The 25,774-nt window shown below is 44.1% G+C and carries 23 protein-coding genes; 16 read left to right on the forward strand and 7 right to left on the reverse strand.

Going from position 1 to position 25,774, the window contains the following annotated elements; genetic code table 11:
* The 11 genes from U5K72_00665 to U5K72_00715 all read left to right on the forward strand — a co-directional run.
* A partial coding sequence (locus tag U5K72_00665; GenBank protein ID MDZ7717314.1) for a zinc-dependent metalloprotease occupies window positions 1-2,398 on the forward strand: 2,398 nt, incomplete at its 5' end.
* A 14-nt stretch (window positions 2,399-2,412) separates the two neighbouring features.
* Window positions 2,413-3,543 (forward strand): glycoside hydrolase family 43 protein, encoded by a 1,131-nt coding sequence (locus tag U5K72_00670; protein ID MDZ7717315.1) that lies wholly within the window; start codon window positions 2,413-2,415, stop codon window positions 3,541-3,543.
* Between the two features lie 17 nt (window positions 3,544-3,560).
* Window positions 3,561-4,118: an endonuclease domain-containing protein gene (locus U5K72_00675; GenBank protein MDZ7717316.1), complete on the forward strand. Its 558-nt coding sequence runs from the start codon at window positions 3,561-3,563 to the stop codon at window positions 4,116-4,118.
* A 66-nt stretch (window positions 4,119-4,184) separates the two neighbouring features.
* Window positions 4,185-4,736: a lysophospholipid acyltransferase family protein gene (locus U5K72_00680; GenBank protein MDZ7717317.1), complete on the forward strand. Its 552-nt coding sequence runs from the start codon at window positions 4,185-4,187 to the stop codon at window positions 4,734-4,736.
* Window positions 4,670-5,320, forward strand: coding sequence for a hypothetical protein (locus U5K72_00685; protein ID MDZ7717318.1), 651 nt, complete (start codon window positions 4,670-4,672; stop codon window positions 5,318-5,320). The genes U5K72_00680 and U5K72_00685 overlap by 67 nt, the downstream gene beginning before the upstream one ends.
* 1 nt (window position 5,321) lies before the next feature.
* Window positions 5,322-6,047, forward strand: coding sequence for a sodium/glutamate symporter (locus U5K72_00690; protein MDZ7717319.1), 726 nt, complete (start codon window positions 5,322-5,324; stop codon window positions 6,045-6,047).
* Complete coding sequence (locus U5K72_00695) at window positions 5,963-6,700, forward strand: hypothetical protein (GenBank protein MDZ7717320.1); 738 nt, start codon at window positions 5,963-5,965, stop codon at window positions 6,698-6,700. Before U5K72_00690 ends, U5K72_00695 begins: the two co-directional genes overlap by 85 nt.
* A gap of 106 nt (window positions 6,701-6,806) precedes the next feature.
* On the forward strand, window positions 6,807-7,316 hold the full coding sequence (locus U5K72_00700; protein MDZ7717321.1) for a hypothetical protein: 510 nt from the start codon (window positions 6,807-6,809) through the stop codon (window positions 7,314-7,316).
* Window positions 7,313-7,984: a hypothetical protein gene (locus U5K72_00705; GenBank protein MDZ7717322.1), complete on the forward strand. Its 672-nt coding sequence runs from the start codon at window positions 7,313-7,315 to the stop codon at window positions 7,982-7,984. Before U5K72_00700 ends, U5K72_00705 begins: the two co-directional genes overlap by 4 nt.
* A 250-nt stretch (window positions 7,985-8,234) precedes the next feature.
* On the forward strand, window positions 8,235-8,639 hold the full coding sequence (locus U5K72_00710) for a hypothetical protein (GenBank protein ID MDZ7717323.1): 405 nt from the start codon (window positions 8,235-8,237) through the stop codon (window positions 8,637-8,639).
* Window positions 8,640-8,661: 22 nt separating this feature from the next.
* Complete coding sequence (locus U5K72_00715) at window positions 8,662-9,747, forward strand: IS1634 family transposase (GenBank protein ID MDZ7717324.1); 1,086 nt, start codon at window positions 8,662-8,664, stop codon at window positions 9,745-9,747.
* A 141-nt stretch (window positions 9,748-9,888) separates the two neighbouring features.
* On the opposite strand, the gene U5K72_00720 is transcribed toward U5K72_00715, so the two are convergent.
* Together U5K72_00720 and U5K72_00725 are read right to left on the reverse strand one after the other, a co-directional pair.
* Window positions 9,889-11,508, reverse strand: coding sequence for a peptide chain release factor 3 (locus U5K72_00720; protein MDZ7717325.1), 1,620 nt, complete (start codon window positions 11,506-11,508; stop codon window positions 9,889-9,891).
* 389 nt (window positions 11,509-11,897) lie between these two features.
* On the reverse strand, window positions 11,898-12,764 hold the full coding sequence (locus tag U5K72_00725; protein MDZ7717326.1) for a DUF72 domain-containing protein: 867 nt from the start codon (window positions 12,762-12,764) through the stop codon (window positions 11,898-11,900).
* Window positions 12,765-13,166: 402 nt separating this feature from the next.
* Between U5K72_00725 and U5K72_00730 the strand changes: the two genes are divergently transcribed.
* From U5K72_00730 to U5K72_00745, 4 genes are all read left to right on the forward strand, one after another.
* Entirely contained in the window at window positions 13,167-15,026 is a 1,860-nt protein-coding gene (locus U5K72_00730; protein ID MDZ7717327.1) for a sodium:solute symporter family protein, read from the forward strand.
* Window positions 15,027-15,126: 100 nt separating this feature from the next.
* The gene (locus tag U5K72_00735; protein MDZ7717328.1) at window positions 15,127-15,342 is read left to right on the forward strand and encodes an addiction module protein; all 216 of its coding nucleotides are present in this window, start codon (window positions 15,127-15,129) and stop codon (window positions 15,340-15,342) included.
* A 471-nt stretch (window positions 15,343-15,813) separates the two neighbouring features.
* Window positions 15,814-17,469, forward strand: a complete 1,656-nt coding sequence (gene gcvPA / locus U5K72_00740) for an aminomethyl-transferring glycine dehydrogenase subunit GcvPA (GenBank protein MDZ7717329.1) — start codon at window positions 15,814-15,816, stop codon at window positions 17,467-17,469.
* The gene (locus U5K72_00745) at window positions 17,417-18,742 is read left to right on the forward strand and encodes an aminotransferase class V-fold PLP-dependent enzyme (GenBank protein MDZ7717330.1); all 1,326 of its coding nucleotides are present in this window, start codon (window positions 17,417-17,419) and stop codon (window positions 18,740-18,742) included. Before gcvPA ends, U5K72_00745 begins: the two co-directional genes overlap by 53 nt.
* Window positions 18,743-19,032: 290 nt before the next feature.
* On the opposite strand, the gene U5K72_00750 is transcribed toward U5K72_00745, so the two are convergent.
* The 5 genes from U5K72_00750 to U5K72_00770 form a co-directional block, all read right to left on the reverse strand.
* A complete protein-coding gene (locus U5K72_00750) occupies window positions 19,033-19,794 on the reverse strand; it encodes a creatininase family protein (protein ID MDZ7717331.1) in 762 nt (253 codons plus the stop codon).
* 142 nt (window positions 19,795-19,936) lie between these two features.
* Window positions 19,937-21,433 carry a PH domain-containing protein gene (locus U5K72_00755; GenBank protein MDZ7717332.1) on the reverse strand — a complete coding sequence of 499 codons (1,497 nt, stop codon included), beginning with the start codon at window positions 21,431-21,433 and terminating at the stop codon, window positions 19,937-19,939.
* On the reverse strand, window positions 21,426-21,905 hold the full coding sequence (locus tag U5K72_00760) for a PH domain-containing protein (GenBank protein ID MDZ7717333.1): 480 nt from the start codon (window positions 21,903-21,905) through the stop codon (window positions 21,426-21,428). The genes U5K72_00755 and U5K72_00760 overlap by 8 nt, the downstream gene beginning before the upstream one ends.
* 517 nt (window positions 21,906-22,422) lie before the next feature.
* Window positions 22,423-22,599, reverse strand: a complete 177-nt coding sequence (locus U5K72_00765; GenBank protein ID MDZ7717334.1) for a histone H1 — start codon at window positions 22,597-22,599, stop codon at window positions 22,423-22,425.
* A gap of 327 nt (window positions 22,600-22,926) precedes the next feature.
* Window positions 22,927-24,285: an MFS transporter gene (locus tag U5K72_00770; protein ID MDZ7717335.1), complete on the reverse strand. Its 1,359-nt coding sequence runs from the start codon at window positions 24,283-24,285 to the stop codon at window positions 22,927-22,929.
* 444 nt (window positions 24,286-24,729) lie between these two features.
* Here U5K72_00770 and U5K72_00775 point away from each other — a divergent pair, with 444 nt between their 5' ends.
* Window positions 24,730-25,743, forward strand: coding sequence for an isocitrate/isopropylmalate family dehydrogenase (locus tag U5K72_00775; GenBank protein MDZ7717336.1), 1,014 nt, complete (start codon window positions 24,730-24,732; stop codon window positions 25,741-25,743).
* Window positions 25,744-25,774 lie beyond the last annotated feature (31 nt).

Genomic DNA, 25,774 nt, shown 5'->3' on the forward strand with positions numbered 1-25,774 from the left:
TCCCATCTCCGAAAAAACCTCGGACATGGAAAAAAACGAAGGCTTCTTCGATTACTGGTGGGATGAATCTGAAGGCAAAATCTGGCTGGAGATCGACAAACTTGAGCAAGAGTTTATCTATGTGAATTCTCTGGCGGCAGGAATTGGATCAAATGATATCGGCCTGGACCGGAGTCAGCTTGGGGATACGCGGATTGTAAAGTTTGAGAAGGTTGGGCCAAAAGTTCTGCTGGTTCAGCCCAATTACGATTATCGGGCCACGTCAAATAATCCGCTGGAAGAAAAATCTATTAATGAAGCGTTTGCTCAATCCGTGTTGTTTGGATTTGAAGTGGCTGCGGAAGAGGACGGTCGAATCCTGATCGATATTACCGATTTTTTGATGCAGGATGCCCACGGTGTGGCCGAGAGACTTAGCGAGAGTGACCAGGGAAATTATTCAGTGAATCAATCCCGCTCGGCAATTCACTTGCCGGGGACGTTCAATTTTCCCAAAAACACAGAGTTTGAGGCGACACTTACATTCACGGGAAGCGGAGCCGGGGGTTGGCTCCGGTCAGTCACACCCACGCCGAATGCGGTAACCGTTCGTCAGCACCACTCCTTTGTGGAACTGCCGGATGATGAGTATCAACCCAGAAAATTCGACCCACGCTCTGGCTATTTTACGATTGGATACCAGGATTACAGCGCTCCCATTGGCGGTGAGTTTTATAAGCAGTATATCGTCCGCCACCGGTTGGAAAAGAAAAATCCGGAAGCGGATGTTAGTGAGCCGGTTGAGCCGATTGTCTATTACCTGGATAACGGAACTCCCGAACCGGTTCGGTCGGCTCTGCTGGACGGTGCCCGCTGGTGGAACCAGGCGTTTGAAGCGATTGGATACGAAAATGCGTTTCAGGTTGAGATTCTGCCGGATGACGCCCATCCGCTTGATGTCCGGTATAATGTGATCAACTGGGTGCACCGGTCCACGCGGGGCTGGTCGTACGGATCTTCAGTGGTGGATCCGAGAACGGGCGAGATCATCAAAGGAAATGTGCTGCTGGGATCGCTGCGGGTTCGTCAGGATTACTTGATTGCTGAGGGATTGCTGGCCCCGTATGAAGAGGGCACGGAACCCGATGATGAGATGCTGGAGATGGCGCTCGCCCGAATTCGTCAGCTATCGGCTCACGAAGTAGGTCACACACTTGGCTTAGCCCATAACTTTGCCGCCAGTACCAACGATCTGGCTTCCGTAATGGATTACCCGCATCCCCGGGCGACGGTTCTTCCGGATGGTACACTGAGCCTGGAAAATGCTTACGATACCGACATCGGCAAGTGGGATAAACGAACCATTGCATACGGCTACCAGGATTTTCCGGATGATGTAAACGAGGAAGAAGCACTTGAAGAAATTATACAGGAGACTCTGGATATGGACTTGCTTTATATTTCTGATGAAGCCGCGCGTCCCCAAAACGGTGTTCATCCGAAAGCTCATCTTTGGGACTACGGAACCGATGTGATTGATCAGATGGATCATATCCTGGATATTCGCAGAACTGCGCTCAACAATTTTGATGAGGAAGTAATCCGGATGGGACGGCCGATGGCAGATCTGGAAAATGCACTCGTCCCGATCTATCTCTATCATCGATATCAGATAGAAGCCGTTTCGAAACTGATTGGGGGTGTGAACTACGCATACAATCTTCGTGGGGATGATCAAACCAATCCTGAAATAGTAGATGCCCAACTTCAGCGAAATGCCGTTCAGTCGCTCATTCAAACCCTTCAGCCCAATGAATTAGCCCTGCCCGAAGAGATTCTGGATCTGATCCCGCCACAACCGGTGCAGACTCCATCATCCAGGGAACATTTCAGGGGATATACCAATCCCATGCTCGATCCGGTAGCGATGGCGGAAGTTGCGGCAGATCAAACAGCCAATATGATTTTTAACGCGGAACGAGCAGCCCGGCTCACAACACAATCAGCAAGGAATCCTGTATTTCCCGATTTGATGGAAGTAACGGAAGAGGTATTGAATGCCACAATTTTAGGAGACATGAGTGAAGGATATAAGGGAGCCATTCAGCGAGGTGTGAATATAGCCGTTTTTCGAAATTTGGTTGAACTCGCCTCCAACGAAAATGCCTCACCGGATGTAAAAGCGATTACCAAATCTGTTCTCGAAGATCTGCAGCTTAATTTAACCGAGCGTATATTAGGACTTGACAACACGGTTTGGAACGCTCATTATAACTATATTCTCGGGTTGATCGAACAGTACAACAAAGAACCCGAATCATTTTCAACACCTCCGGCTCCATACACTCCTCCGGGTTCGCCGATTGGAAGTGGGTATCTATTTGAATATGGATGCGGAACCTTATCCATCGAACATTAAACAAAGCTATAATCATGTCTAATCAATTGTCTACAAAGCTTTTATTTATCATTGTTTTAACTATCGGGATTCTTTTAGTTGGCTGTCAGGGAGATTCCGATTCTGAAATGTCAGATTCTTCGGCAGAAGCAGAAACTGTTCTGAGTTCTGTAATGAGCGACACCCTGAACGCCATTTCCGAACCATTGGTCGATCATATGTACACAGCCGATCCGTCAGCCCACGTGTTTGATGGTACGCTCTACATCTATCCATCGCACGATTATGAATCCGGAATTCCGCAGGATGACCTCGGCAGCCATTTCGATATGAAAGATTACCACGTGTTTTCGATGGAAACTGTGGGTGGAGAAGTAACCGATCACGGAATGGCTTTGCACGTAGATGATGTCCCCTGGGCAGATCGGCAGATGTGGGCTCCCGATGCCAACAGGAAAGGTGATACATACTACTTTTATTTTCCGGCAAAGGATGAGAATGGAGTATTCTTCATAGGTGCGGCCACGGCCGACTCACCCACCGGACCTTTTGATCCGCAGCCTGAACCGATTGAAGGTAGCTACAGTATGGACCCGGCTGTGTATAAAGACACGGATGGTGAGTATTACATGTATTTTGGCGGAATCTGGGGCGGTCAGCTCCAGCGGTGGGAAACCGGTGAGTATGTGGAAGAAGATGTTTATCCTGCAGATGACGAACCCGCGATTATGCCAAAAATTGCACGCATGAGTGATGATATGCTGAGCTTTGATGAAGAACCCAAAGATGTGATGCTTTTGGATCAAAATGGAGATCCAATCACAGCCGGAGATAACGACCGACGATTTTTCGAAGCCGCCTGGGTTCACAAATATAACGACACGTACTACTTCTCATACTCCACAGGCGATACTCACAAAATAGTCTATGCAACCGGTGATAATCCCTACGGACCGTTTACATACCAGGGAGTAATTCTGGAGCCGGTCATCGGATGGACAAACCATCATTCCATTGCTGAGTTCGAAGGAAAATGGTACCTGTTCTACCACGACACAGAACTCTCCGGTGGTCAGACTCACCTCAGAAATATCAAAATGGCTGAGATGACACATAATCCCGATGGAAGTATTGAGACGATAGATCCGTATCCGGATATGGAGTAAAACGTGAAACGGCAGATGTGAAATTGTATTTACCTCTCCCAAACCCTCTCCTCAAGGAGAGGGCTTACAGTTACTTGTGGGCAACCTGGTTTGATTTAAATCATTTGATGATGGCGAACAAAAGAGAAAATAAAACTCCCCTCTCCCGCGGGAGAGGGGCCGGGGGTGAGGGCGAAAAAAGCAACAAATCGATAAAGCTTTCACTCCATGCAGGCGCAGAGCCCTATCAATTCAGATATGCAAAAGAACTCCGCCGGGAAATGACAAAGGCTGAAGAAGTGCTTTGGGAACAACTTCGCGCCCGTCGTTTCCTAAACCTAAAATTCAGGCGACAGCACCCAATTCTTGATTTTGTTGTTGATTTCTATTGCCACGAACTAAAGCTGATTGTTGAAGCTGATGGCAAATATCATAGTGAAGAGAATACTCAGTATTATGATGATGAACGGACGAAAGAGTTACAGCGATATGGTTACTTAGTTATAAGATTTTCAAATGAGGAAATTTTGAATGATATGGATCAGGTTTTGAGACAATTGAAGAAGAAAGTAAAAATCAGAAAAACTCTGCCATAACGAATGTTCGACGATTTTACCTTCGAAAAAAATGACCGTGGCTTTTCGCAGAAAGCTTTTTCCTTCATGCGAAAGACGATTATTCCGGCCACGAAATATCTCTTTAGTCCGCGTATCATCAACCCGGAAAATATGCCGATGACCGGGCCGTGTTTTATTTACGGGAATCATGCCAACTACTTTGATCCCTTCATGATCAATGTCGGCATGACCCGAGAACCCACCGCCGGAGTGATGACCCGCGACCAGTTTCATAAAACGCTCCCGCGAATTTTCATGGACAGCATCGGCATTGTTCCAACCAGCAAGTATGTACCCGAACCTGGAAGCATTCGCAGTGTGTTGAAAATGATGGATCAAAACCGGATGATTGTCATTTTTCCCGAAGGCGGCCGTCGCTGGGATGGAAAACCAAAACCTCTCATCGAAACCACACTTAAGTTGTTTTGGAAAATGAAGATCCCGGTTCACCCGGTACAAATTCATGGGTCCTATTTAGGATGGCCGCGGTGGGCAGATAAAATCAGAAAAGGAAGTGTAGAACTACATTTTTGGATCCGCTGCATGCATCCGATTTTGATGATTATGATACATTTGCCAGTCAATGCCGTAAACTGATCACATTTGATGAATATCATCCGCCGGAGAATGCGATGCCGCAAAAATGCAGTAAACCGGCATCAGGTATTCACCGATTTCTTTATCGATGCCCGGATACCGGTGTAGATGGAGCCGTTTTCTCACCCGACGGCGAGCATGTATTCAGCCGGACATCCGATTTTCGATACCGAATGAACACCGCCTCCAGGTTGATCGCCCCGGATGATTCGATTGTATCGATCATCGATCTGCATGAAGAGATTAACGCCATGCCGATGGTTTTTGAAGATTCCCGGGAAAAAGTATTGCTTCAAAAAAATGGCAGTTTTGTAAATACTCTGGACAAAGAACAGCGCCTTCAGGCAATCGGTCGCGGTTTAGCACAACTTACACCAGGCGGGCTTAAAATCGCAGTCGGTTCACGTAAATTTGATTTAACGCTGGATCAAATCCAGTACACCTCTGTTGAGCAAAATCATAAATTGACAGTTACCGGCGCTGATCAAAGTATCCAGTTCAACCTGGAAGGACAAAGTGCCCTTCAATGGCAACTTTATATAAACAGGTTGAAAGCTGGCGAAAATCCTGTAAATTCGCTGTGACATGGGCTCCTGGACACTCGACATATCTGCCGGAGAATTTTTTCTCGATTTTGCCTGGATGGGCGTTCTCCTGGTTATTGCTACCTATCTCAGAAGCAAAGTAAGTATTCTCCAAAAATACTTGATTCCCGCCAACCTTTTAGCCGGAACACTCGGGTTGATTTTAGGTGCAAATCTGCTGGGCTGGATCGACCTTACATCCGAACGATTGGGAACCTACGTCTATCACCTCTTGGCACTTCTGTTTATAGCTTTAGGTTTACGTGCACCGAAAAGCAAAATGGGCCTCTCATCTGTAAAATTTGGGCTGATATTTCTCTCCGTTTACCTGGTGCAGGCAATTGTTGGGTTGATTATTGCCTTTATCCTGATCTATACATTTCTGCCGGATCTGTTTGCCGGGATCGGGTTGCTGCCGCCTTTGGCTTTTGGGATGAATCCCGGGATTGCGTACACCATCGGTACAAACTGGGAGCAGTTCGGATTTGCAAGCGGCGGAATTGTAGGACTTACCTTTTCTGCCTGTGGGTTTATGGTGGCTTATACGGTTGGTATATGGTTGGTACGGCAAGGCATCAAACAAGGACGCGCAGCCTATATAAACTCCGATGATGAACTGCCGGATGAAGTGAAAAAGGAATTTTGGATAAACCGAAAGCAAATGAAGAAGAGAAAATTACCACTTCTTCCGAGAATATTGAGTCGTTTTCACTTCATCTCGGGCTGATCGGTTTTACATTTATACTTACTTACCTGGTGGTAACAGTGCTGGAGTGGGGACTGATCTCCGTTGGAGCTGAAAATGAGGTTACAACGCTTTGGTCATTTCATTTTATACTTGCAGCAATTGTGGCTCTTTTTGTTCGCAAGATGATGGATACCGTGAATGCCAGCCGGGTGATTGACGACACAACAATGACCCGCTGCTCCAATCTATTTATGGATTTTATGATTGTGGCTTCCGTTGCCGCAATCAGTCTTGTAGTGGTTGCTCAATACTGGGTGTCTTTACTTGCCATTTCAATCCTGGTGTCTCTTGCAACATGGTGGGTCATTCAATATATGACTCGGGATGCATTTCAGCAGTTTGAATTTGAACGCTTTGCAACCATTTTTGGCAACATGACCGGAACTCTACAGTCGGCGTTGGTTCTTCTTAGAATTGTAGATTCGGGGATGAAATCACCCGCCAGTTATAACCTTGTGTATGGTAGCGGACTGGCACTTGTTTTTGGCTTTCCGCTGCTTCTTCTCATCAACGCACCCGTCCACTATTTTGATGATCCCACAGAAGGATTCTGGATGGTGCTTTTTGCCCTGATTGCCTATTTGGTTTTGCTTGGTATTGCCTGGCAGTATCTGAAGAGGAATGGGGATTGAGATAGAACCAAATTCAGGGGTTAAAATTCTTTTAAGAATTCTTTCTTGATGCGAGCTATTCACTTCTAACTTCCTTACTTTTATAAGTAAGAAAGTGGAGAAAATTATGGCTCGGGGAGCTGAATCATATCAATTTTTACCTCTCCTACCTTTTCGATTCAGGTTTGCCGGTTATATAATGATTTTTCTGGGAATCGGAGCTGCATATCTTTATTTCTTCGGGGGCCGCCCCACATATTTTGAAATCCCTGTTTTTGCAATAGTGACGTCTTACGCCGAGACAAGATGGTTTGTATTTGCCCAGACTAACGCACTGGACGAACTTGCATTTGTTTTTTCACTACTTGGACTTCTGGCAATCCTGTTTTCTAAAGAGAAACACGAATTGCCGGAAATATCTTTTTTGAGGATCAAAGCCATTATTTATGGGGTCTACGGTACCTCTCTCTTTCTGATTCTACTATATATCACTGTTTTCGGTTGGCCGATTTTTATTGCTATAGCCTGTGCCTTTGCATTTTTCATGGTTCTCTCCATCATCATTTTCAGAGTTTTGGTTTACAAGTATCAAAAAGAGTATAACAACAGTTCAAACACAAAAGAAGGAGCGCTATGAAACGTATAATGTATTTTTTTATGACCACAATGGTGTTCATTGTTCTAAGCTCATGCGGATTATTGGATGGAAATGACGATGATTCAGGCACAAGTCCGCTGGGAGGAGATCCGTCACCAATGGCTGCATTAGGAAATGAGTTTTCACTGTATGCAGCAGGACTTGGAGTTTCTGAGTCGAATGCAGTGGTTACGTATCAGTCGGATGATATTGCTACAATTACAGCCAGTGGTAAAGTTACGGACCCGATGATGAAATCAATTTTGGAGCTTTCGCCCACATTTGAGATGGAAAGTCAAAGTTCAGATGTATATTCCGGAACAATAAAAATCAGGCTTACATCAAAGGGTATCCAGGATATTTATGAAGACGGCTCACCATTTACTCTCATTAACTACGGGGCAAAAAAAGGTGATACATACAAAAAAAAGGTGAACGGAAAAACGATCACGCGTAAAGTTACCAAGGTATCTAAGGATGATGATTACGAGTACGGATTTATATATATCAAGGTAATTGAAGTTGAGGAGACCGGAAACGGCATACCTGGTGTGTCAAAAATCAAATACGTTGGAAACCATTTATTTGGCTTTGTGGGAATGGAAATATTTTTTGAAGATGGATCCACCAAACGCGCTACGGTAATAAGTGATAACTTTAATGAATAGTAAAAGCTGAGTAATAATTGAATAAAGGAGGCTTTTAATTAAAGTCTCCTTTTTTATTGGATTATTTTAAAAAAGAATCCATTCTTGTGAAAGGAAGCAACGAGCTATTTAAACACTATATTTTTGCAGCATTTCACCTGACTTCCGCACTTTTTTGATGTGAAAAATATCGGCATTGTTTTTTAATGACTTACGGGCATAAAAAACAATGTTTGGGTGTCCTGATCTTTTTTTGGCGTATTTTGGGCGCATGTTTGTACGTAAGAAACCCAATAAAAGTGGAAGCACCAGTGTTCAGGTCATCGATAAAAGCTCGGGCAGCTACAAGGTGGTAAAAACCATGGGCAGCTCAGATGACCCGCAGCAGATCGATCGGCTGATTCGCCGTGCTCACCAATGGATCAGCCATCAACTGGGGCAATCCGAGCTTGATTTTCATGATGAGAAACAGCTGTACCATTCCTTCATTTCCGGAATTCAAAGCGTGACGGTAGCCGGAACAGAGCTGTTGCTTGGCCGGCTGTTTGATCAGATCGGCTTCAACCAGATTGACGATGATCTGTTTCGCAGGCTGGTATTGGCCAGGCTTTGTTTCCCGGTGAGCAAACTCAGGACTGACCGACTATCTGCAAAAATATCATGGAATCACTGTTGATGAGGATGCCATCTACCGGTACCTGGATAAACTCTACAACACTCAAAAGGAAACGGTCCAGCAGATCAGCTACCGCCATACGCGGAAGGTACTGGGCAAAGATATACGGTTGGTGTTTTACGATGTAACGACTCTCTATTTTGAAATTGATAGGGAAGATACCCTGCGCAAAACCGGTTTTAGCAAGGATGGCAAACATCACCGCCCCCAGATTGTCCTGGGCCTGTTGGTCAGCGAGAATGGCTATCCGCTGGCCTATGAAATCTTCCAGGGTAATACCTTTGAAGGCCACACGATGTTGCCGGTACTGGATGCCTTTAAGGATAAATACGGGCTTGACAAGCTGGTGATTGTTGCCGATTCGGGCCTGTTGTCTAAAGCCAATATTACCAACCTGCAAGACAACGGCTATGAGTTTATTTTGGGAGCGCGGATCAAAAACGAGGCAAAATCTATCAAAACCCAAATTCTCGAGTTGAAGTTGACCGACAATCAGAGCAGCGTAATTGACAAAGAAGATGGCATACGATTAATTATCAGCTATAGTGATAAACGAGCTCGTAAAGATCAACGCAATCGCCAAAAAGGCCTGCAAAAGTTGGAGAAACGGATCAAATCCGGGAAGCTCACCAAAGCCAACATCAACAACAGAGGCTACAATAAATACCTGGTCTTGGAAGGAGACGTATCGATCAGCATTGATCGGGAGAAATTTGAAGCCGATGCCAAGTGGGATGGACTGAAGGGATACCTGACCAACTCCACGCTCGGCAAAGACCAGGTGATTGAAAACTACGCTCATCTATGGAAAATAGAACGGGCCTTTAGAATTTCGAAGACAGACTTAAAAATCAGGCCTGTTTATCACAGGCTTCAACGCAGGATTGAAGCTCATATTTGTATCGCTTTTGTGGCATACAAGGTCTACAAAGAGCTGGAAAGGCAATTAAAAGAGAAGAAGTCAGATCTAAGCCCGGAAAAAGCTATCGATATCGCAAAAACGATCTATGCCATAAAAGTCGTCACTCCCTTGAACAAGGAGGAAATTCATCAAACCCTAATCTTAAATGAGGAACAGAGGATGCTGGCTGATTTATTCAACTTTTAACAGGGTGTCCCAATGCGGAAGTCAGGAAGCAACGAGCTATTTAAACACTATATTTTTGCAGCATTTCCAGATTCACTACCGGTCAAGTCAATCCAGGGATTGACATCTCCTGCCACTTACATCCTGTATCCTGTACCCTGCCTAATCTTGCTTGTACTTAAACAAGTTCTCAGCTCCCACTTTCTCTTCGGCCTGGTTTAGTGCATATGCACTTTCAAAAAGAACGATAGGATTGCCCTCCATATCTTTTGTGATATGCGTGGAGTAATTATTTTCCAGTTTTTTGATGATCTCTTCACTTTCATTCGGCAACCACCGGGCAGAATTATACGAAACCGGCTGCTGATGAAGTTCAACGCCATATTCGGTAGACATTCTATGCGTAACAACATCAAACTGAAGAACGCCAACGGTTCCAAGCAGAAGCTCATTCCCAACGCCTTGGGGAACTTCAAAAACGTGAACAACACCCTCTTCAGAGAGCTGCTTCAATCCCTCACGAAGTTGTTTTCGCTTGAATGGATCTTTGGTTGAAACCTTCATAAAATGTTCCGGTGTAAAGAGCGGAATCACATTAAATTTTACTGGCTTGTCGGAATAGAGGGTTGAACCGATTCGGAAAAATCCCGGACTAAACAGCGAAACAATATCTCCGGGATAGGCTTCCTCCATGATGTGGCGTTCGTCTCCCATTAATGTATGTGGAGTAGACATGCGAACTTTCTTGCCGGTTCCTTCATGAATAGCTTCAAGGCCCCGCTCAAATTTGCCCGATGTAACCCGAACAAAAGCCGCACAATCGCGGTGATCGGGATTCATATTGGCCTGCAATTTGAATACAAATCCGCTAAAAGGTTGATTGAGATTATGTTCTTGCTCTTCTGAATTCTGATAAGGTTGCGGACTCGGAGCCAAATTCTGGAAATAATTTAGAAATACATCCAATCCAAAATTGTTCAACGCCGAACCAAAGAATACGGGAGAAACTTCGCCAATCTTAAATCCCTCACGATCCATGTTTTCAAACATATCCTCAATCAGAAGAATCTCTTCAGTTAAATCCTCTTTTTCAGGTCCGGATAATGAACTTTCAGCTAAACCCTCCTCCAGAGATGTAAAAACATCGGTTTCCGCTTTTTGAGCACCATGTTTAGATTTTCGATAGAGATGCATCTCTTTGCCGATCAGGTCATAAATTCCCTGGAATTTCCGTCCGTATCCAACAGGCCAGCTTGCGGGAATCGCTTCAATACCAAGTTTATTTTCCACGTTACTCAAAACTTCCAGCGGATCCATACCGGGACGGTCGCACTTATTTACAAACGTGATAACCGGTACCTGGCGCATTTTACAAACTTCAAACAGTTTTTCTGTCTGTTCCTCCACACCTTTGGCAACGTCAATTACCATTAAACCAGAGTCGGCGGCAACGAGAGTTCGCAGGGTATCTTCAGAAAAATCCTTGTGGCCGGGGGTATCAAGGAGATTGTATCGGATGCCGTCTTTCTCAAACCGAAGAACCGACGATGTTACTGAAATTCCACGCTCTTTTTCGATTGCCATCCAGTCGGATGCTGCATACCGGGCCGCTTTCCTCTGGCGGATGGAACCGGCTTCATGAATAGCACCCCCATACAGAAGCAGTTTTTCCGTGAGAGTTGTTTTTCCAGCATCCGGGTGCGAAATGATAGCAAAGGTTCGCCGCTTTTTCGCCTCCTCTAAAATCTGATTGTCCTGAACAGTTGTTTCGGTTTGTGGCATTGTTGGGTATTACTCAGTAAAAATTCAAAGAATTATAAAATAAGGAATTTTGTATTCGGGTTCACCTTGTGAGTTCATTAGATAAATGAATGAAGTGAATAGTAAAAGTAGATCAAACTGTATCTAACAATTTTGAATTTAAAAAGTGTAAAAACAATAGCTTAATGAAAACATGATAATCATCTGCATGTTTAGGTGAATGAAACGAAGGGAAAAAATTTTTCCAAAAAAACAATCATCAATAAAATATTATCTAAACATGTTTACCAAAAAAAGATTCTCCGTTATTACATCCTTTATACTTTCTATTTTCCTGGTTGCAGGGATTAGTAATTTGCAAGTCCAGGATGATACAGTGGTAGATGTAATAAACAACAGCGAAGATCCAACTAAAACAGGCCAAGCTGTTTGTCTTTCCTGTCAACAGGCCATTCGGGAAGGGGTTCGAGCTCAGTAAGGTTGGATAGCTCTCGATGAAAATAACGGGCAAGTTTTGGTGCGTGTAAAGTGTCGGGAGAGTGAATAAACATATAAGGGTGCTTACCGTCGCGAATCCAGTTGGCAATAATGATCGACCACTCCTTCAGGTGAGATTCATTTTGAATGACTTCATTACCTCCCACAAAACGAATAAATGGATTGGCTCCGGTGGAATCAAATCGAACGGGAATTTTTGGTTTTTTCTTTTTGGCTTTTAAAACCGAAGGGTCGTTACTTTTTAACTCATGGAGGCGCCGGGTATCAAAAACCACCCGGTTGATTCCGTAACTTTTCAATACATTATTCAGATGCCGTTCCTTCTTTCCCTTATCAAAAAAATCGGGGTGACGTACCTCAAGTGCAAAACTCAGGTGAGCCGGCAACACCTCAATTAACTCCTCAATATTCTGCATCTGTTCGTACGAAAAAGATGGACTTAACTGAATGTGAAATGGGCCCAGGTTTGTACGAATCGGTTGAAACAGATCCAGGAAGGAGAGGACCTCCTCGGTCACATTTTTGAGCTGTCTGTGATGCGTAATATTCTTTGGGAACTTGAAACAGAATTTAAAATCGGGAGGGACCTGTTCTCCCCATTTTTGAACGGTTTCGGGCGTTGGAACCCTGTAAAATGTAGTATTGCCTTCCACTGCATTAAAAACTGATGCGTACTCATTGAGAAAACGATCAGGTTTGGCACTTTCGCTAAAAAAGTTACCAACCCAGTCTTTAAATCCCCATTGAGTCAGGCCGATATGATATTTTTTGATGCTCATAGCTCAGGTTGAATACAACATGTATTCTTTTCAATAAACAAAATTTTAGGAAACTATCATTAAAAAAATCAGCAGATAATTTCATTTTTGTAAATGAGCTCGTTCCGTAATCCAGTTTAAAACGAAATTAAACGGCACTTTTAACAATAGTTAAGAAAAAATAATACTCATATTTACCCCGTAAAGACCAAAAAAAGGAAGCGGTTCCAGATTTGCATTGCATCGTCTGAATTCTATATTCTGTGATGGCGATTATAGCTAACAAACCTGCTTGCTTTAGAACGAATTATTCGTTGTTTTTTAATCGTCATAAAGGCATATTTAGTGAAATTTTCGGGTATGATAACTGAGACGCAGAAAGCGATCTCTTTGATGTCCATGAATCTCAATTTTACATAGAAAATGGTTTCAACTCTTACAACTCTGGACTGGATTCTCGTAGCTTCCTATTTTGTATTTGCCCTTTCCATTGCTCTCTATTTCTATAGCCGTGCGGGGAAAAATACAACTGAATTTTTTCTGTCCGGCCGTAATATGCCGTGGTGGATTATCGGTACAAGCATGGTGGCAACCACATTTGCGGCGGATACACCTCTCGCCGTTACCGAAATGGTTGCACTGGACGGAATTGCCGGTAACTGGCTTTGGTGGAACTTCCTGATGGGAGGAATGCTGACCGTATTTTTCTTTGCCCGGCTCTGGCGGCGCAGTGGAGTATTAACAGATGTGGAGTTTATTGAACTCCGTTATGCTGGCAAGCAAGCGGCATGGCTTCGCGGAATTAAAGCGATCTATTTTGGACTTCTGATGAATATTATCATCCTCGGATGGGTATCACTGGCCATGGAATCGATCTTTAATGTGCTGTTTCCGGGAATGACGCTTTTTGGCCAGGAAGCGTTTAATTTTTTAGGGATTCATATTAGTGCACCGCTTCTGTTGGTTGGATTTCTGATTATATTTGTTGGATTTTTCTCCCTGATTTCTGGTCTTTGGGGTGTGGCTGTAACCGATATTTTTCAGTTTGTTATTGCGCTTGGTGGTACAATTGTTCTTGCAGTATATGCGGTGAATATTCCTGAAATTGGCGGAATTTCAGGCCTCCAGGAAAAACTTCCGCCTGAGACATTTCAATTCCTTCCAACTATTGGTCAGACTGCCGAAGGAGTGGCCGTTCTTTCACTCAGTTTCGGTGCATTTGCCGCTTACTTCGGTGTGCAGTGGTGGTCGAGTTGGTATCCGGGAGCCGAACCCGGCGGAGGCGGTTATGTAGCCCAGAGAATTATGAGTGCCAAGGACGAAAAACACGCACTGTTCGCAACTCTTTGGTTTAATATTGCTCACTACTGCCTGCGTCCGTGGCCATGGATTATTGTTGCACTGGTTTCATTGGTACTGTATCCAAATCTGGCTGATTCCCGTGAAGGATTTGTTTTGGTGATGAGAGAAGTACTTCCACCCGGCCTGCTGGGACTTCTGTTTGCTGCATTTTTAGCGGCATTTACAAGCACATTTGCAGCTCACCTTAACTGGGGGACATCCTATCTGGTGAATGACTTCTGGCGTCGTTTTATCAAGCCGGATGAAGATGAAAAGCATTATGTATTTGTTTCAAGAGTTGTAACATTTGTATTAGCGATTCTTGCATTTTTGGTTACCACACAGCTCAGTACCATCCGTGAGGCGTGGGGATTGGTATTGACAGCATCCGGCGGACTGGGCTTGGTTCTGATCCTTCGATGGTACTGGTGGCGTATCAACGCATGGAGTGAACTGGCAGCTTCGCTGACACCTATTTTTCTTGTTATCCTTGTTCTTTTAGGCGTTCCGGTCCCCGGAATCCGTGATCCGTTTCCCATGAATCTCTATTATGTAGTAGCCATCACCACCGTTATCTGGCTGCTTGTAACATTTCTTACTAAGCCAACCGATCACAAAAAATTAACTCTCTTCTTTAGAAAGGTTCGTCCCGGCGGACCCGGCTGGAAACCGCTCCAGGAAGAAAACCCAGACATCGAAGACGACGGTGAACTGATGCCGCTCCTCTACAATTGGATTGCCGGTGTAGTTTTAGTGTACATGGCACTGTTTGGATTCGGACACTTCCTGTTCGGTAATTATGGCAGCTTTGCCATGTGTCTTGTAGCAGGTCTTCTTGCCCTCGGCTACCTCTACTGGGATCTGAGCAAGCGCGGTTTCGATACAATCATCGAAGTGGAAGATTTCGACCACAAGCGTGATGCTTCGGAAGTAGGAAAATAGAAGCCGAGAACCTGGCAGTACAAAGCAGAGCGGAGTTCCTGCCAGGTCGGTTGTCTTATATGTCTTTTGCAAATCATTCCAAATCTATTAGCTTAGAGATATGAGTAAACCAATTACGATCGAAAACTTATCTCTGAACGAAAAGATTGAACTCATGGAAAAATTGTGGGCCGATCTTTCATCCTCAGCACATTATAAGCCTCCAGAATGGCATGGCGAAGAACTTGCAAGAAGAAGAAAAGAAGTAGCTGAAGGAAAGATAACTTACATGGACTGGGATAAAGCCAAAGAAGAGATTCGAAAAGAAATTTTATGACCATTCGAATTCTTGAACCGGCCAGGAGAGATTTAATGAACGGGTTCGTTTCTATGGCATTAGCGATGATCTTAACCAATACAATGCCCCGCAATCTGCCAGGACCCCGACAAAACCGTGTCGGGGACTCTTGCAGGTTGCTGACCTAAGAACCTGGCAGAGCACGAAGCGGAGCGGAGTTCCTGTCAGAGTTCGAATGTTTACTTCAAAACGTACCCAATTGTAAATCGGGGTACGCAACTCTGCCAGGAACCGGAAAAGCACTGGTACTCTTGCAGGTTGCTTTCTCATGAACCTGCCAGGTTGCAAATCTATTCATCAAAGAATGCCAAACCCATAAAAAATCCATATCTTTATTAGCTGTTATACTTATTAAAAAGTTGCCGAATCATGCCAGCCTCAAGTGAACCAATAGCGTCGGCTTCTTGTTTGAAATCAGAAAGATAGTTAGACACTGAGATTCGATTTTTTATGCAGATAGATTTTGAGAAGGAACGCTTTTCCACACGGCACATCGGCCCGGATGAACAGCAAAAAAATGAGATGCTCGAGATTTGTGAAGCGGAGTCGATCGAGCAGTTATTGAAAGAGACTATTCCCGCTAAAATCCGCCTTGATAAACCCCTTAACCTTCCTCCGGCACTTAGTGAATTTGAGTACCTCGATCATATCAAAAAAACAGCTTCGGAGAATGAGATTTATCGCTCATTTATAGGTATGGGATATTATGACACTCATATGCCAAATGTGATCTTGCGGAATATCCTGGAAAATCCGGGCTGGTACACAGCCTACACACCGTACCAGGCTGAAATTTCGCAGGGACGGTTGGAAGCTCTGATTAATTTTCAGACGATGGTTACTGATCTGACCGGAATGGAGATCGCCAACGCGTCATTGTTGGATGAAGGAACCGCTGCAGCCGAAGCGATCTCGATGCTGCATGGACGCCGGCGAGGGAAAAAACGGAAAAAAGCAAACACCTTTTTTGTATCGGAAAACTGTCATCCCCAAACAAAATCGGTGTTAAAGAGCCGAATGGAACCACTGGAAATTGAACTGGTTTTTGGGAATCCCGGCGAAGCCGATCTGAATAATGAAAATATTTTCGGAATTTTGCTTCAATATCCCGATACCTATGGTACGGTTAAAGATCTGTCAGGTTTGATTGAGGCGGCTCATGCCAATGATGTGTATGTAACGGTTGCGGCCGACCTGTTGAGTCTTACACTTCTCACTCCGCCCGGCGAAATGGGAGCGGATGTTGTGGTGGGAACCACTCAGCGTTTTGGCGTGCCGATGGGTTATGGCGGTCCACATGCGGCTTATTTTGCTACAAAAGAGAAATTCAAGCGACAGATACCGGGACGAATTATCGGCGTAACGAAAGATGCTGAAGGAAATGCGGCATATAGAATGGCGCTTCAAACACGGGAGCAGCATATTCGCCGGGAAAAAGCCACTTCGAATATCTGTACAGCACAGGTTTTATTGGCTGTTATTTCGGGAATGTATGCGGCTTATCACGGCCCCGGGGGATTGAAAAAAATTGCATCAAAAATTCACGGCCTGGCGAAGCTTGCCTCAGCCGGTTTGAAGGAATTGGGGTACGAAACTGTTAGCGAACAGTTTTTTGATACCATAACGGTTCTGAATCTAACCTCCGATCAGATTGAGTTGATTCAGAAAAATGCTGAGGATCATCAGATAAACTTCAGATATTCGGAAGATGGAATTGGTATCTCTTTTGACGAAACAAAAGATATATCTGATGTTGAAGATGTGCTGAAGATATTTGCAGAGGCTGCAAATAAAGAGAATTCGTTTGATGTACAAAAGGCGTCCAGGGTGATGAGGGTAAATTATCCTGAATCACTCACCCGAACGACTCCATATTTGGAGCACCCGGTGTTCAACCAGTTTCACTCTGAGCACGAAATGCTTCGATACTTGAAAGAGCTTGAGAACCGGGATTTAAGTTTGACTCACTCGATGATCTCACTCGGTTCCTGCACAATGAAGCTGAATGCCACCGCTGAGATGATTCCCACTGACCTGGCCGGAGTTTGGCAATATACATCCATTTGCACCAACCAATCAGGCCAAAGGATATCACCAACTTTTTGAGGAACTGGATGATTGGCTTTCTGAGATCACCGGTTTTGCGAAGTTCTCACTTCAGCCCAATTCCGGAGCACAGGGTGAGTATACCGGTTTGATGACCATTCGCGGATATCATCACGCCAATGGCGAAACCCAGCGGAATGTGACGATTGTTCCTTCATCTGCTCACGGAACCAATCCGGCAAGCGCGGTGATGGCCGGCATGGAGGTTGTAGTTACAAAGTGTGATGAGGACGGAAATATTGATCTGGAAGATCTGCGTGAGAAAGTTGAAAAAAATAGTGAACGGCTCTCCTCTCTGATGGTTACTTATCCGTCCACGCACGGTGTGTTTGAAGAAGATATTCGGGAAATTTGTGAGTTGATACATGAACATGGCGGCCTCGTTTATATGGATGGTGCAAATATGAATGCTCAGATTGGCTGGACCTCACCGGCACAAATCGGGGCAGATGTCTGCCACCTGAATCTTCATAAAACATTTTGTATTCCGCATGGCGGCGGGGGGCCGGGAATGGGGCCTATTGGTGTTGTAGAAAAACTGGTTCCTTATCTTCCCGATCATGATGTCATTAAAATTAATGGAGATCAGGGGATTCCGGCTGTTTCATCAGCTCCCTGGGGTAGTGCCAGTATATTGACCATCTCGCACGCTTATATACGAATGATGGGTGCTGACGGTTTAAAGGAAGCAACTGAAGTGGCAGTATTGAATGCAAATTATTTGAAAGATCGGTTAAAAGAGCACTACCCGATTCTCTATACCGGTCGCGGCGGACGAACCGCTCATGAATTTATTGTGGATCTTAGAAAATTTAAACAGGATATAGGGATTGATGCCACTGATGTTGCAAAACGCCTGATGGATTACGGATTCCATGCTCCAACGATGTCATTCCCGGTTCCCGGAACACTGATGATTGAGCCAACCGAAAGCGAATCGAAAGAGGAGTTGGATCGATTTTGTGATGCGATGATTCAAATTCGAAAAGAGATTCAGGAAGTCGAAGATGGCGAGGCTGATTCCGAAGATAACGTATTGAAACATGCGCCTCATTCTATGAGAGTGGCGTTAAGCGATGATTGGAATCGACCCTACTCGCGCCAAAAAGCCGTCTTTCCGGTTCCAAATCAACGATTTAACAAATTCTGGCCGGCTGTGAGTCGGGTAGATGATGCATATGGCGACCGTAATCTCGTATGCAGTTGCCTTCCTGTAGAAGCATACTCCGAAGGACAAGAACCAGCGGCGGGAGAGTCGGTGTATCCGGCGTAAGAAATGGTAAGATCCGCGAAGTCTTCGAGACTTCGCGGATCTGAATTCGTAAAAAAAGGTTGGCACAAGCGAGACGCTTGCGCCATTTCAAATAATAAAATAAAGGATAGCGCGAGCGTCTCGCTCGTGCTTTCATTCAGTTTTGTTCATATATCTCCCATTGAGGGGAGACAGAATTTTTCAATAGGTTCTTGAATAATTCAGAGGAGTGTTCTCTCGCGTGATGACAGAAACACCTCCCGACCAAATTCTGAAAAACACAGAATTTGCCCACCCTCCTCAAGGAGGGATTATTCATACAAATTATCCGTATCCGCTTCAGCCAATTCAATCATTAAACTCCCGATCTTTTCTGTTACTTCTTTCATAAAAGCTTCTCCCTTTTCTTTCGTGGCTTTTTTTGGATTTCCGATACCTGTATCTGCCGAAACCTGGGACCATCGACGTTCTGCCCACGCCCAGCCTTCGCGAATTCCCTTGATAACCGATTTTTTCTCGGCTCCATCTCCGGCCTCTTCCAGCGGACGAATGAGATCTTCACGAAGATAAAGCATCACACTCGTTTCCATCTCATCGGCGTGGTCGCCTTCTTCTTCAAACGTTTTTGATTTGTCTCCCACCTGGAACCAATTACAGAGCGACAGCAACATATCAGGAAATTCCAGGCCTAATTCCCGGAGTAATGGTTTGAAATTGTTGCCACCGTGGCCATTCAGAACCAATAGTTTATGAATTCCCTGCCGATTTAAAACGGTGATAATGTCCCGTAAAATGTGAAGTTGTGTGCTGGGATTAAGATTCAGGTCGAGTTTAATATCCGGCTGCCCCGTATTTACGCCAAATGGAACCGTCGGAAAAACAACGACTTTTCTACCTGACTCCCAGGCAATTTTAGCTGACATCTCCGCAACGGCATCCACCTGGTAATTATCCGTAGCATATGGCATGTGATAGTTGTGTGCCTCTGTAGCTCCCCAGGGCAAAACGGCAAGCTCCACATTCATCTCTTTAATATTCTTCCAGTTATTCTCCGCAAGGATATATGGTTTCATTCGGACTTCGAGTTTTGAGTTACGTGTTACGGTGATTTAAAATCTTTCTGATAAATTTGTTTATGTCTAAAAGCGTGAAAAACCTTTAACTGTCTACTGTCTACTGTCTACTGTCTACTGTCTACTGTCTACTGTCTACTGTCTACGCCCATCCCGGCAACCGAACAATCTGCCGTATCGACTCCGGAGAAAACTCTTCACCAATCGTTGTATTCATTCCTTCAATTTTGAGTTGTTGCAGTATGATAAGACCGTCGTCTAATTCGAGGTCGCGAACGCTGAATGATTTTCCGCGGTCGCCCGAAGCAACATGTACTTGTACAGAACATAGATTCCGGTATCGCTGAAACGGGCTTTGGCTGACGGAAACATCCTGTACCCGTTTCTTTTTGATGTAAGCTGTGGATTTGGCAAGTCCCCGGCTTCGAAGCACCAGGATATCCTCACCCCAGCCCAGGGCTGTGTCATTGTATTTCAGCCATCCCCAGATCAAAGAGAGAATCGGCAAGATCCAGATGGCCAGGTTCAGATCAAATCTCCACCAGGCCAGTGCTGTTAAAGCAGTTACTAAAAATGCGGATCGGAAAATATATCTCCGCAGAGATCGGGAGGGAGGCGTCAGTGCCAACATCTCTTTTTGGTAGTCCGGTAAAACATCATCCAACAATGGCAAAATTTCATTTCGCTTAATGAGCGGGAAAAAAAGAATTGAACCGGTCCCTTTTTCATCACCATATCCGGCGCTTTCGAGATGGACCGACGCATAACCCAGGGGTTGACGAATGATCCCCTCGGAAATATGAATAGCCTGAATTCTGTTGAACGGCACAGTGACCCTTTTCTTCTCAAAGATGCCCCGGGAAATAACGATCTCTTTTTCTTTTACTACAAGGCTGAAATTTCCATACTTAAATAGTGTGCCGAAAAATGAGAGCAGCCATGCAAAAATAACAAATCCCGCAATCAGGGCGATATAAAACATTGTATCTGTTTGGGAAGGCAGAATGCTGTACAGATATTCATACATTTGGGATTCACTGATCAGTGGCTCAATCTGGGAGAAAACCGTACCGATTACTGATAGGGCAATACCAAAACTACCGGATGTAGAAGCCGCAATGAGCAGCTCTTTATTGGGCAGTGAAATGGTTTGTTTAATTTCCGGTATGGATTCAACAGAGGACTCATCTCCCTCTTCTTCCTGCTTTTCCCCGCGCCGCAACAGCTGATTAATCTCTTCTGCTTTTTCTCTTGTAATGGCTTCTATTGCAGCAGCCCGCGAACTGGCCCCGGCTGTTTGAATGTCCAGCCGAACAAGGCCAAAAATGCGCTGAATGACACCTGCAGTAATATCAATAACCTGGATCCGATCTTTGGTGAGATATAGATTTTTTCGCACAAAAATACCGCTCTTGATGTGTATCAGGCCATCCTCAACCTTAAACAAAAAACGCCACCAATTAGCTGCACCTGCAATCAATAAAAAAGCAAAACCGCCTGCGGTCCACCACCAAAATGAAAAACTTTCCGACTGGGCACCAAAAAAAAGAAATACAAGAATGGTTACAATATTTCCACGTATTAAACCAAAAGCACGACTGAGTGCTGCGACAGGATGTTGGCGTTGAAAATCAGACATCTTCTTCGGCAAGTCTTGCAAATGTGGATATTTGATGGCGTACCCTGTCGGCCAGAACCTCATCAAGTGCCGGGATTTCATGGGTAGTGGCAGCGGTTGAGATCGTTACACTGGCAAGATTGTAAGATCCCAATAGGGGTCCTTGTCGGGTGTCTACGTGTTGCACACGACTCAACGGGATCAGCGTTCGGGTTTTAAATATTACACCCCGTTTCAGGTCAATCTCATTTTCATCGATGGCATATCTCCAGTTTTTCCAGGAGAGATACGGCATCAAAAAGGTTGAGAGTATCCAAATTGCAACCACAATAATTCCAAGTGAAATGATAGCCCATTGATGATATCCGCTGTATCCAAAAATAGCTGCATAGGCAACAGGAAGTGCAAAAAGAAAGAGGGACCGAACAGAATTACTCCACTGCCAGACCCGTATAGCCCTCGGTGTTAATTTATGAAACGGGGGTTGCTTCATTTAGTTTAACAGTCAATAAAATTCAAATGGTTTTAAGTCGATTTAAAAATAGATGTTTTTCAGCCAAACTGTAATCCCTATTTTAAGAGGACTTACCCCATTAATGTAAGTGTAAACTTATTGCAAGTTGTATGTCCTTTTGTCTTGATACAAAAGAACGAAAAATCAAGACTGTGAATACTTGGCGGCGGACACGAGTTCACCGTGGAATCCTTTCAATGGTCCATCAGGTTTTCAGCCCTTAAATTTCGCTCCTCGCCGGTATGAAAGGATTCTTCTCACGGTTCTCTCGTTGTCCTTTTTCCCGCCAACTATTCAAGGTCGGTTATTTTCTCAAAATCACTATTTCCACTTGTTAAATGTATTAAACTACTGTTATTTAATACTTTAGCATACTTAAACTTAAAATTTCGGGGTAACTTCTCCTATTTTTAAAAAGGTTGAATGAGGGTTGTAGAAACCACAAACAAAAAAAGCCACGTAAAACGCGGCTTTTTCATTGGAAAATCGTAGTAGATTATCCGTTATTTTTAATGTCCTGAATTTCCAGTCGGATATCCTGGGCCAGTTTTTTTAGATTTTGCAATTGTTTTCTTGCACGAGTACCGGCAGCTTTATTTCCTTTTTCGTAGAATTTATCAAGATCTTCTTCGAGTTCAGTCATTAAGCCTTTTACTTCTTCAATTCTGCTCATTTAAATCTCCTTTTAAGTTAGTTGTTTTTGATGTTGATAAAATTTTATCATCCATCCGATTTTATAGAATCCTATTGATTCTATGCATAATATTCGATTAAGGTAAGAATATGGAGGCTAAAGTATGTTATTTACGGCTAAAAAAATTTTGTTTGGTTGAAATGTAACGGATCAACAGATTCTCAAACAGATAGATTTTTTAAAAAACATAATAAGTTATTGATTCTATGCTATTTATAGAATCACTATGTGTGTACAGGAAAAATGAATGAATTTCCTTTATCTGATTTGAAGGTAGTGTTTAATAGAGGAAATCGAGCTATTTCATCAATAATCCTCGTTTTGCTGAGCTTGAAAATCATCTGCGGCACTTTCTCCCCGTTTCTCATTTACAAAGAAACAGACCAACAAGGCCACCAAAAACAGGAAGGCGCAAAACAGGACAGATTGATGCAGTCCGAATTCAGCCTGGAGTAATCCAAGTCCGATAATTCCAAACACACCGGCTATTTTATTGGAGAGTCCCCAAAATCCAAAAAATTCCGCTGATTTTTCTTCGGGGGTAAAAATTCCAACCAACGCCCGGCTCGCAGATTGGCTGGATCCGAGGCTGATTCCTGCAATAACTCCTATCCACAGAAATACATATTGAGCTTCAAAACTGGTACTAAAGGTATGGTTAATCCATACGGTTAAATCGGTTACGGCCCATATGCCAAGAACTCCCAAAAACCAAAGGACAAGAGTTATATTATAGGTGAGTTTGGCTCCGATTTTATCCTGGATATAACCAAATGCAAAAGCCCCAATGGCGGCCGTAATCTGTACAACAACAAACATCAGGATTCGAACGGTTTCATCCCAGTTCACAACCTGGTCGCCATAAATAAATGCAAACGAAACGACGATATAGATCCCGGCCATAGCAAAGAAAACAGAGACAAGATAGACGGCCAGATCCTTGAATTTTGCAATCATCTTAAATGTATTGCCCAACCGCTTAAAACCAACAGAGAAGAATGTTTCTCCCGGCGGCAACTCTTTTCTGATCCCGGGTTCTTTCACCCAAAGAAATGTAGGTATGGCTGTGATCATAAAAAAGAGCGCTGTAAACGGTCCCACCCAACGGATTCGGTCAAAATTAGCGGCGGTTGGCTCGCCCAAAAAATAGATCACAAAACCAGCTGCAACGAGCCCGCCTATGTATCCCAAAGCCCATCCAAAACCGGAAATTTTACCAAGATCTTTTGGTGGCCCCAGGCTGGGCAGAAAAGCAGCAATGAAATTTTCCCCAATAGCATATGCAAAATTAGAGATCACAAGTAACACCACTCCTAAAACAACAAGCCCTGGTTTCACAAAATAGAGAAAACCGGTACTCAGTACGGTAAGAGCGTAGCTGTAGAAGAGAAACCGTTTTTTCATGGCAGAATAATCCATGATAGCTCCAAAAACGGGGCCGCTAAGTACAACAAGGAAATAACTAACCGCCAGTGCAACACTCCAAAGAAGATTTCCAAGGCGATAATTTTGTTCTGCATCTCCGACGATTACCGTGGTGAACAGAACGGGAAAAATAACTGTGATAATGAGCAGTGTGTAGGTGGAATTGGCAAAATCGAACATGGCCCATCCAAAAATCTCTTTCTTGGATGCACGGGGTATGTCGCTGCGAAGTCGTTTCATACAGGATTTTTGAGAATCAAGTTCAGAGCAGATATAACGATTTTAACGATCTAATAAAAGTAGCGTATTGATGATGGGTATTTCTGTGTTGTACAAACAATCAGAGAGGGCTTTGCAAAACCGTGGTTATTGGTCAATCTGAACTCGATTCAGATTCTCCATTCGTCTTTATAGCCAGTATCTGGAGATCCTGAATCAAGCCTGCCTGCGCTAAGCTTCGGCAGACAGGTTCAGGATGACGGTCAGAGTTTTGCAAGCCCTTCTCAAAAATGTATAGGGAAGTTGTAAGGTCCTGCTTTCGCAGATGCTGTTTTAATTAGGGCAGGAAGAAACAGATTGGGATTGCCGGAGGGCGAATCTGAACTACAAACTACGGCGGGATGTTCTGTTTCCTTCGGGCAGATTCTTTATCTTGAACAAAAATAAATCACAAATAAAAAGACTATGTACAACATTGTAAAAATCCCAGGGGATGGAATTGGAACAGAGATCACTGAATCAGTAACAACTATTTTGGCAGCAGCCGGTGCAGAGATAAACTGGATTGAGTGTGAAGCCGGCGAAGCAACGTTTAAAAAGACGGGGAATCCGCTGCCGGACGAAACATTCGATGCGATTGATAAGCATCGAATAGCACTAAAGGGACCTCTGACTACGCCGGTTGGAGCAGGTTTCCGATCTATCAATGTGGCATTACGGCAAAAGTTTGATCTGTATAGTAATATTCGTCCGGCCAAATCACTGCCGAATATTGAGAGTCCGTTCAGGGCCGTTGATCTTGTGATGTTCAGAGAGAACACACAGGGCCTTTATATTGGTAAAGAACAGTGGATTGATGAGGAAAAAGAAGAACATGCCGAAAGTATTGCAGTGGTTACACGTAAGGCCAGTGAAAAAATTATCACGGCGGCGTTTGAGTATGCAAAAAAGAACAACCGAAAGAAGATAACCCTGGTCCATAAGGCCAATATTTTGAAATTAACGACAGGTCTTTTTCTCAATATCGGAAAAGAGATTTCAAAGAAATACCCGGAGATAGTTTTTGAAGATCTGATTGTGGATAATATGGCGATGCAGATGGTACAGTATCCTCAACAGTTTGACGTAATCGTTACAACCAATCTTTTTGGTGATATTTTGTCTGACCTGGCATCCGGCCTTGTAGGGGGACTTGGTGTGACCGGTGCAGCCAATATTGGCGATGATGCTGCTATATTTGAAGCTGTTCACGGTTCCGCACCCGATATTGCAGGCCAGGGGAAAGCAAATCCAACCGCACTTCTGTTTTCGGCACTGATGATGCTGGAGTACCTGGATGAATATCGGCTGGCTGAAAAAATACGCTCTGCTGTTTATACGGTTTTACAAGATCACAAAGATGAGTGCACCCCCGATGTGGGCGGCAGTGGTACAACACAATCGTACACCGAAGCGATTTGTAAATTACTACGGGATTGATTGGCTGATTTTCCTACGATTACACCTGTTT

Source organism: Balneolaceae bacterium (genome assembly GCA_034521495.1).
In the GTDB taxonomy this organism is placed as follows: Bacteria; Bacteroidota; Rhodothermia; order Balneolales; family Balneolaceae; genus Rhodohalobacter.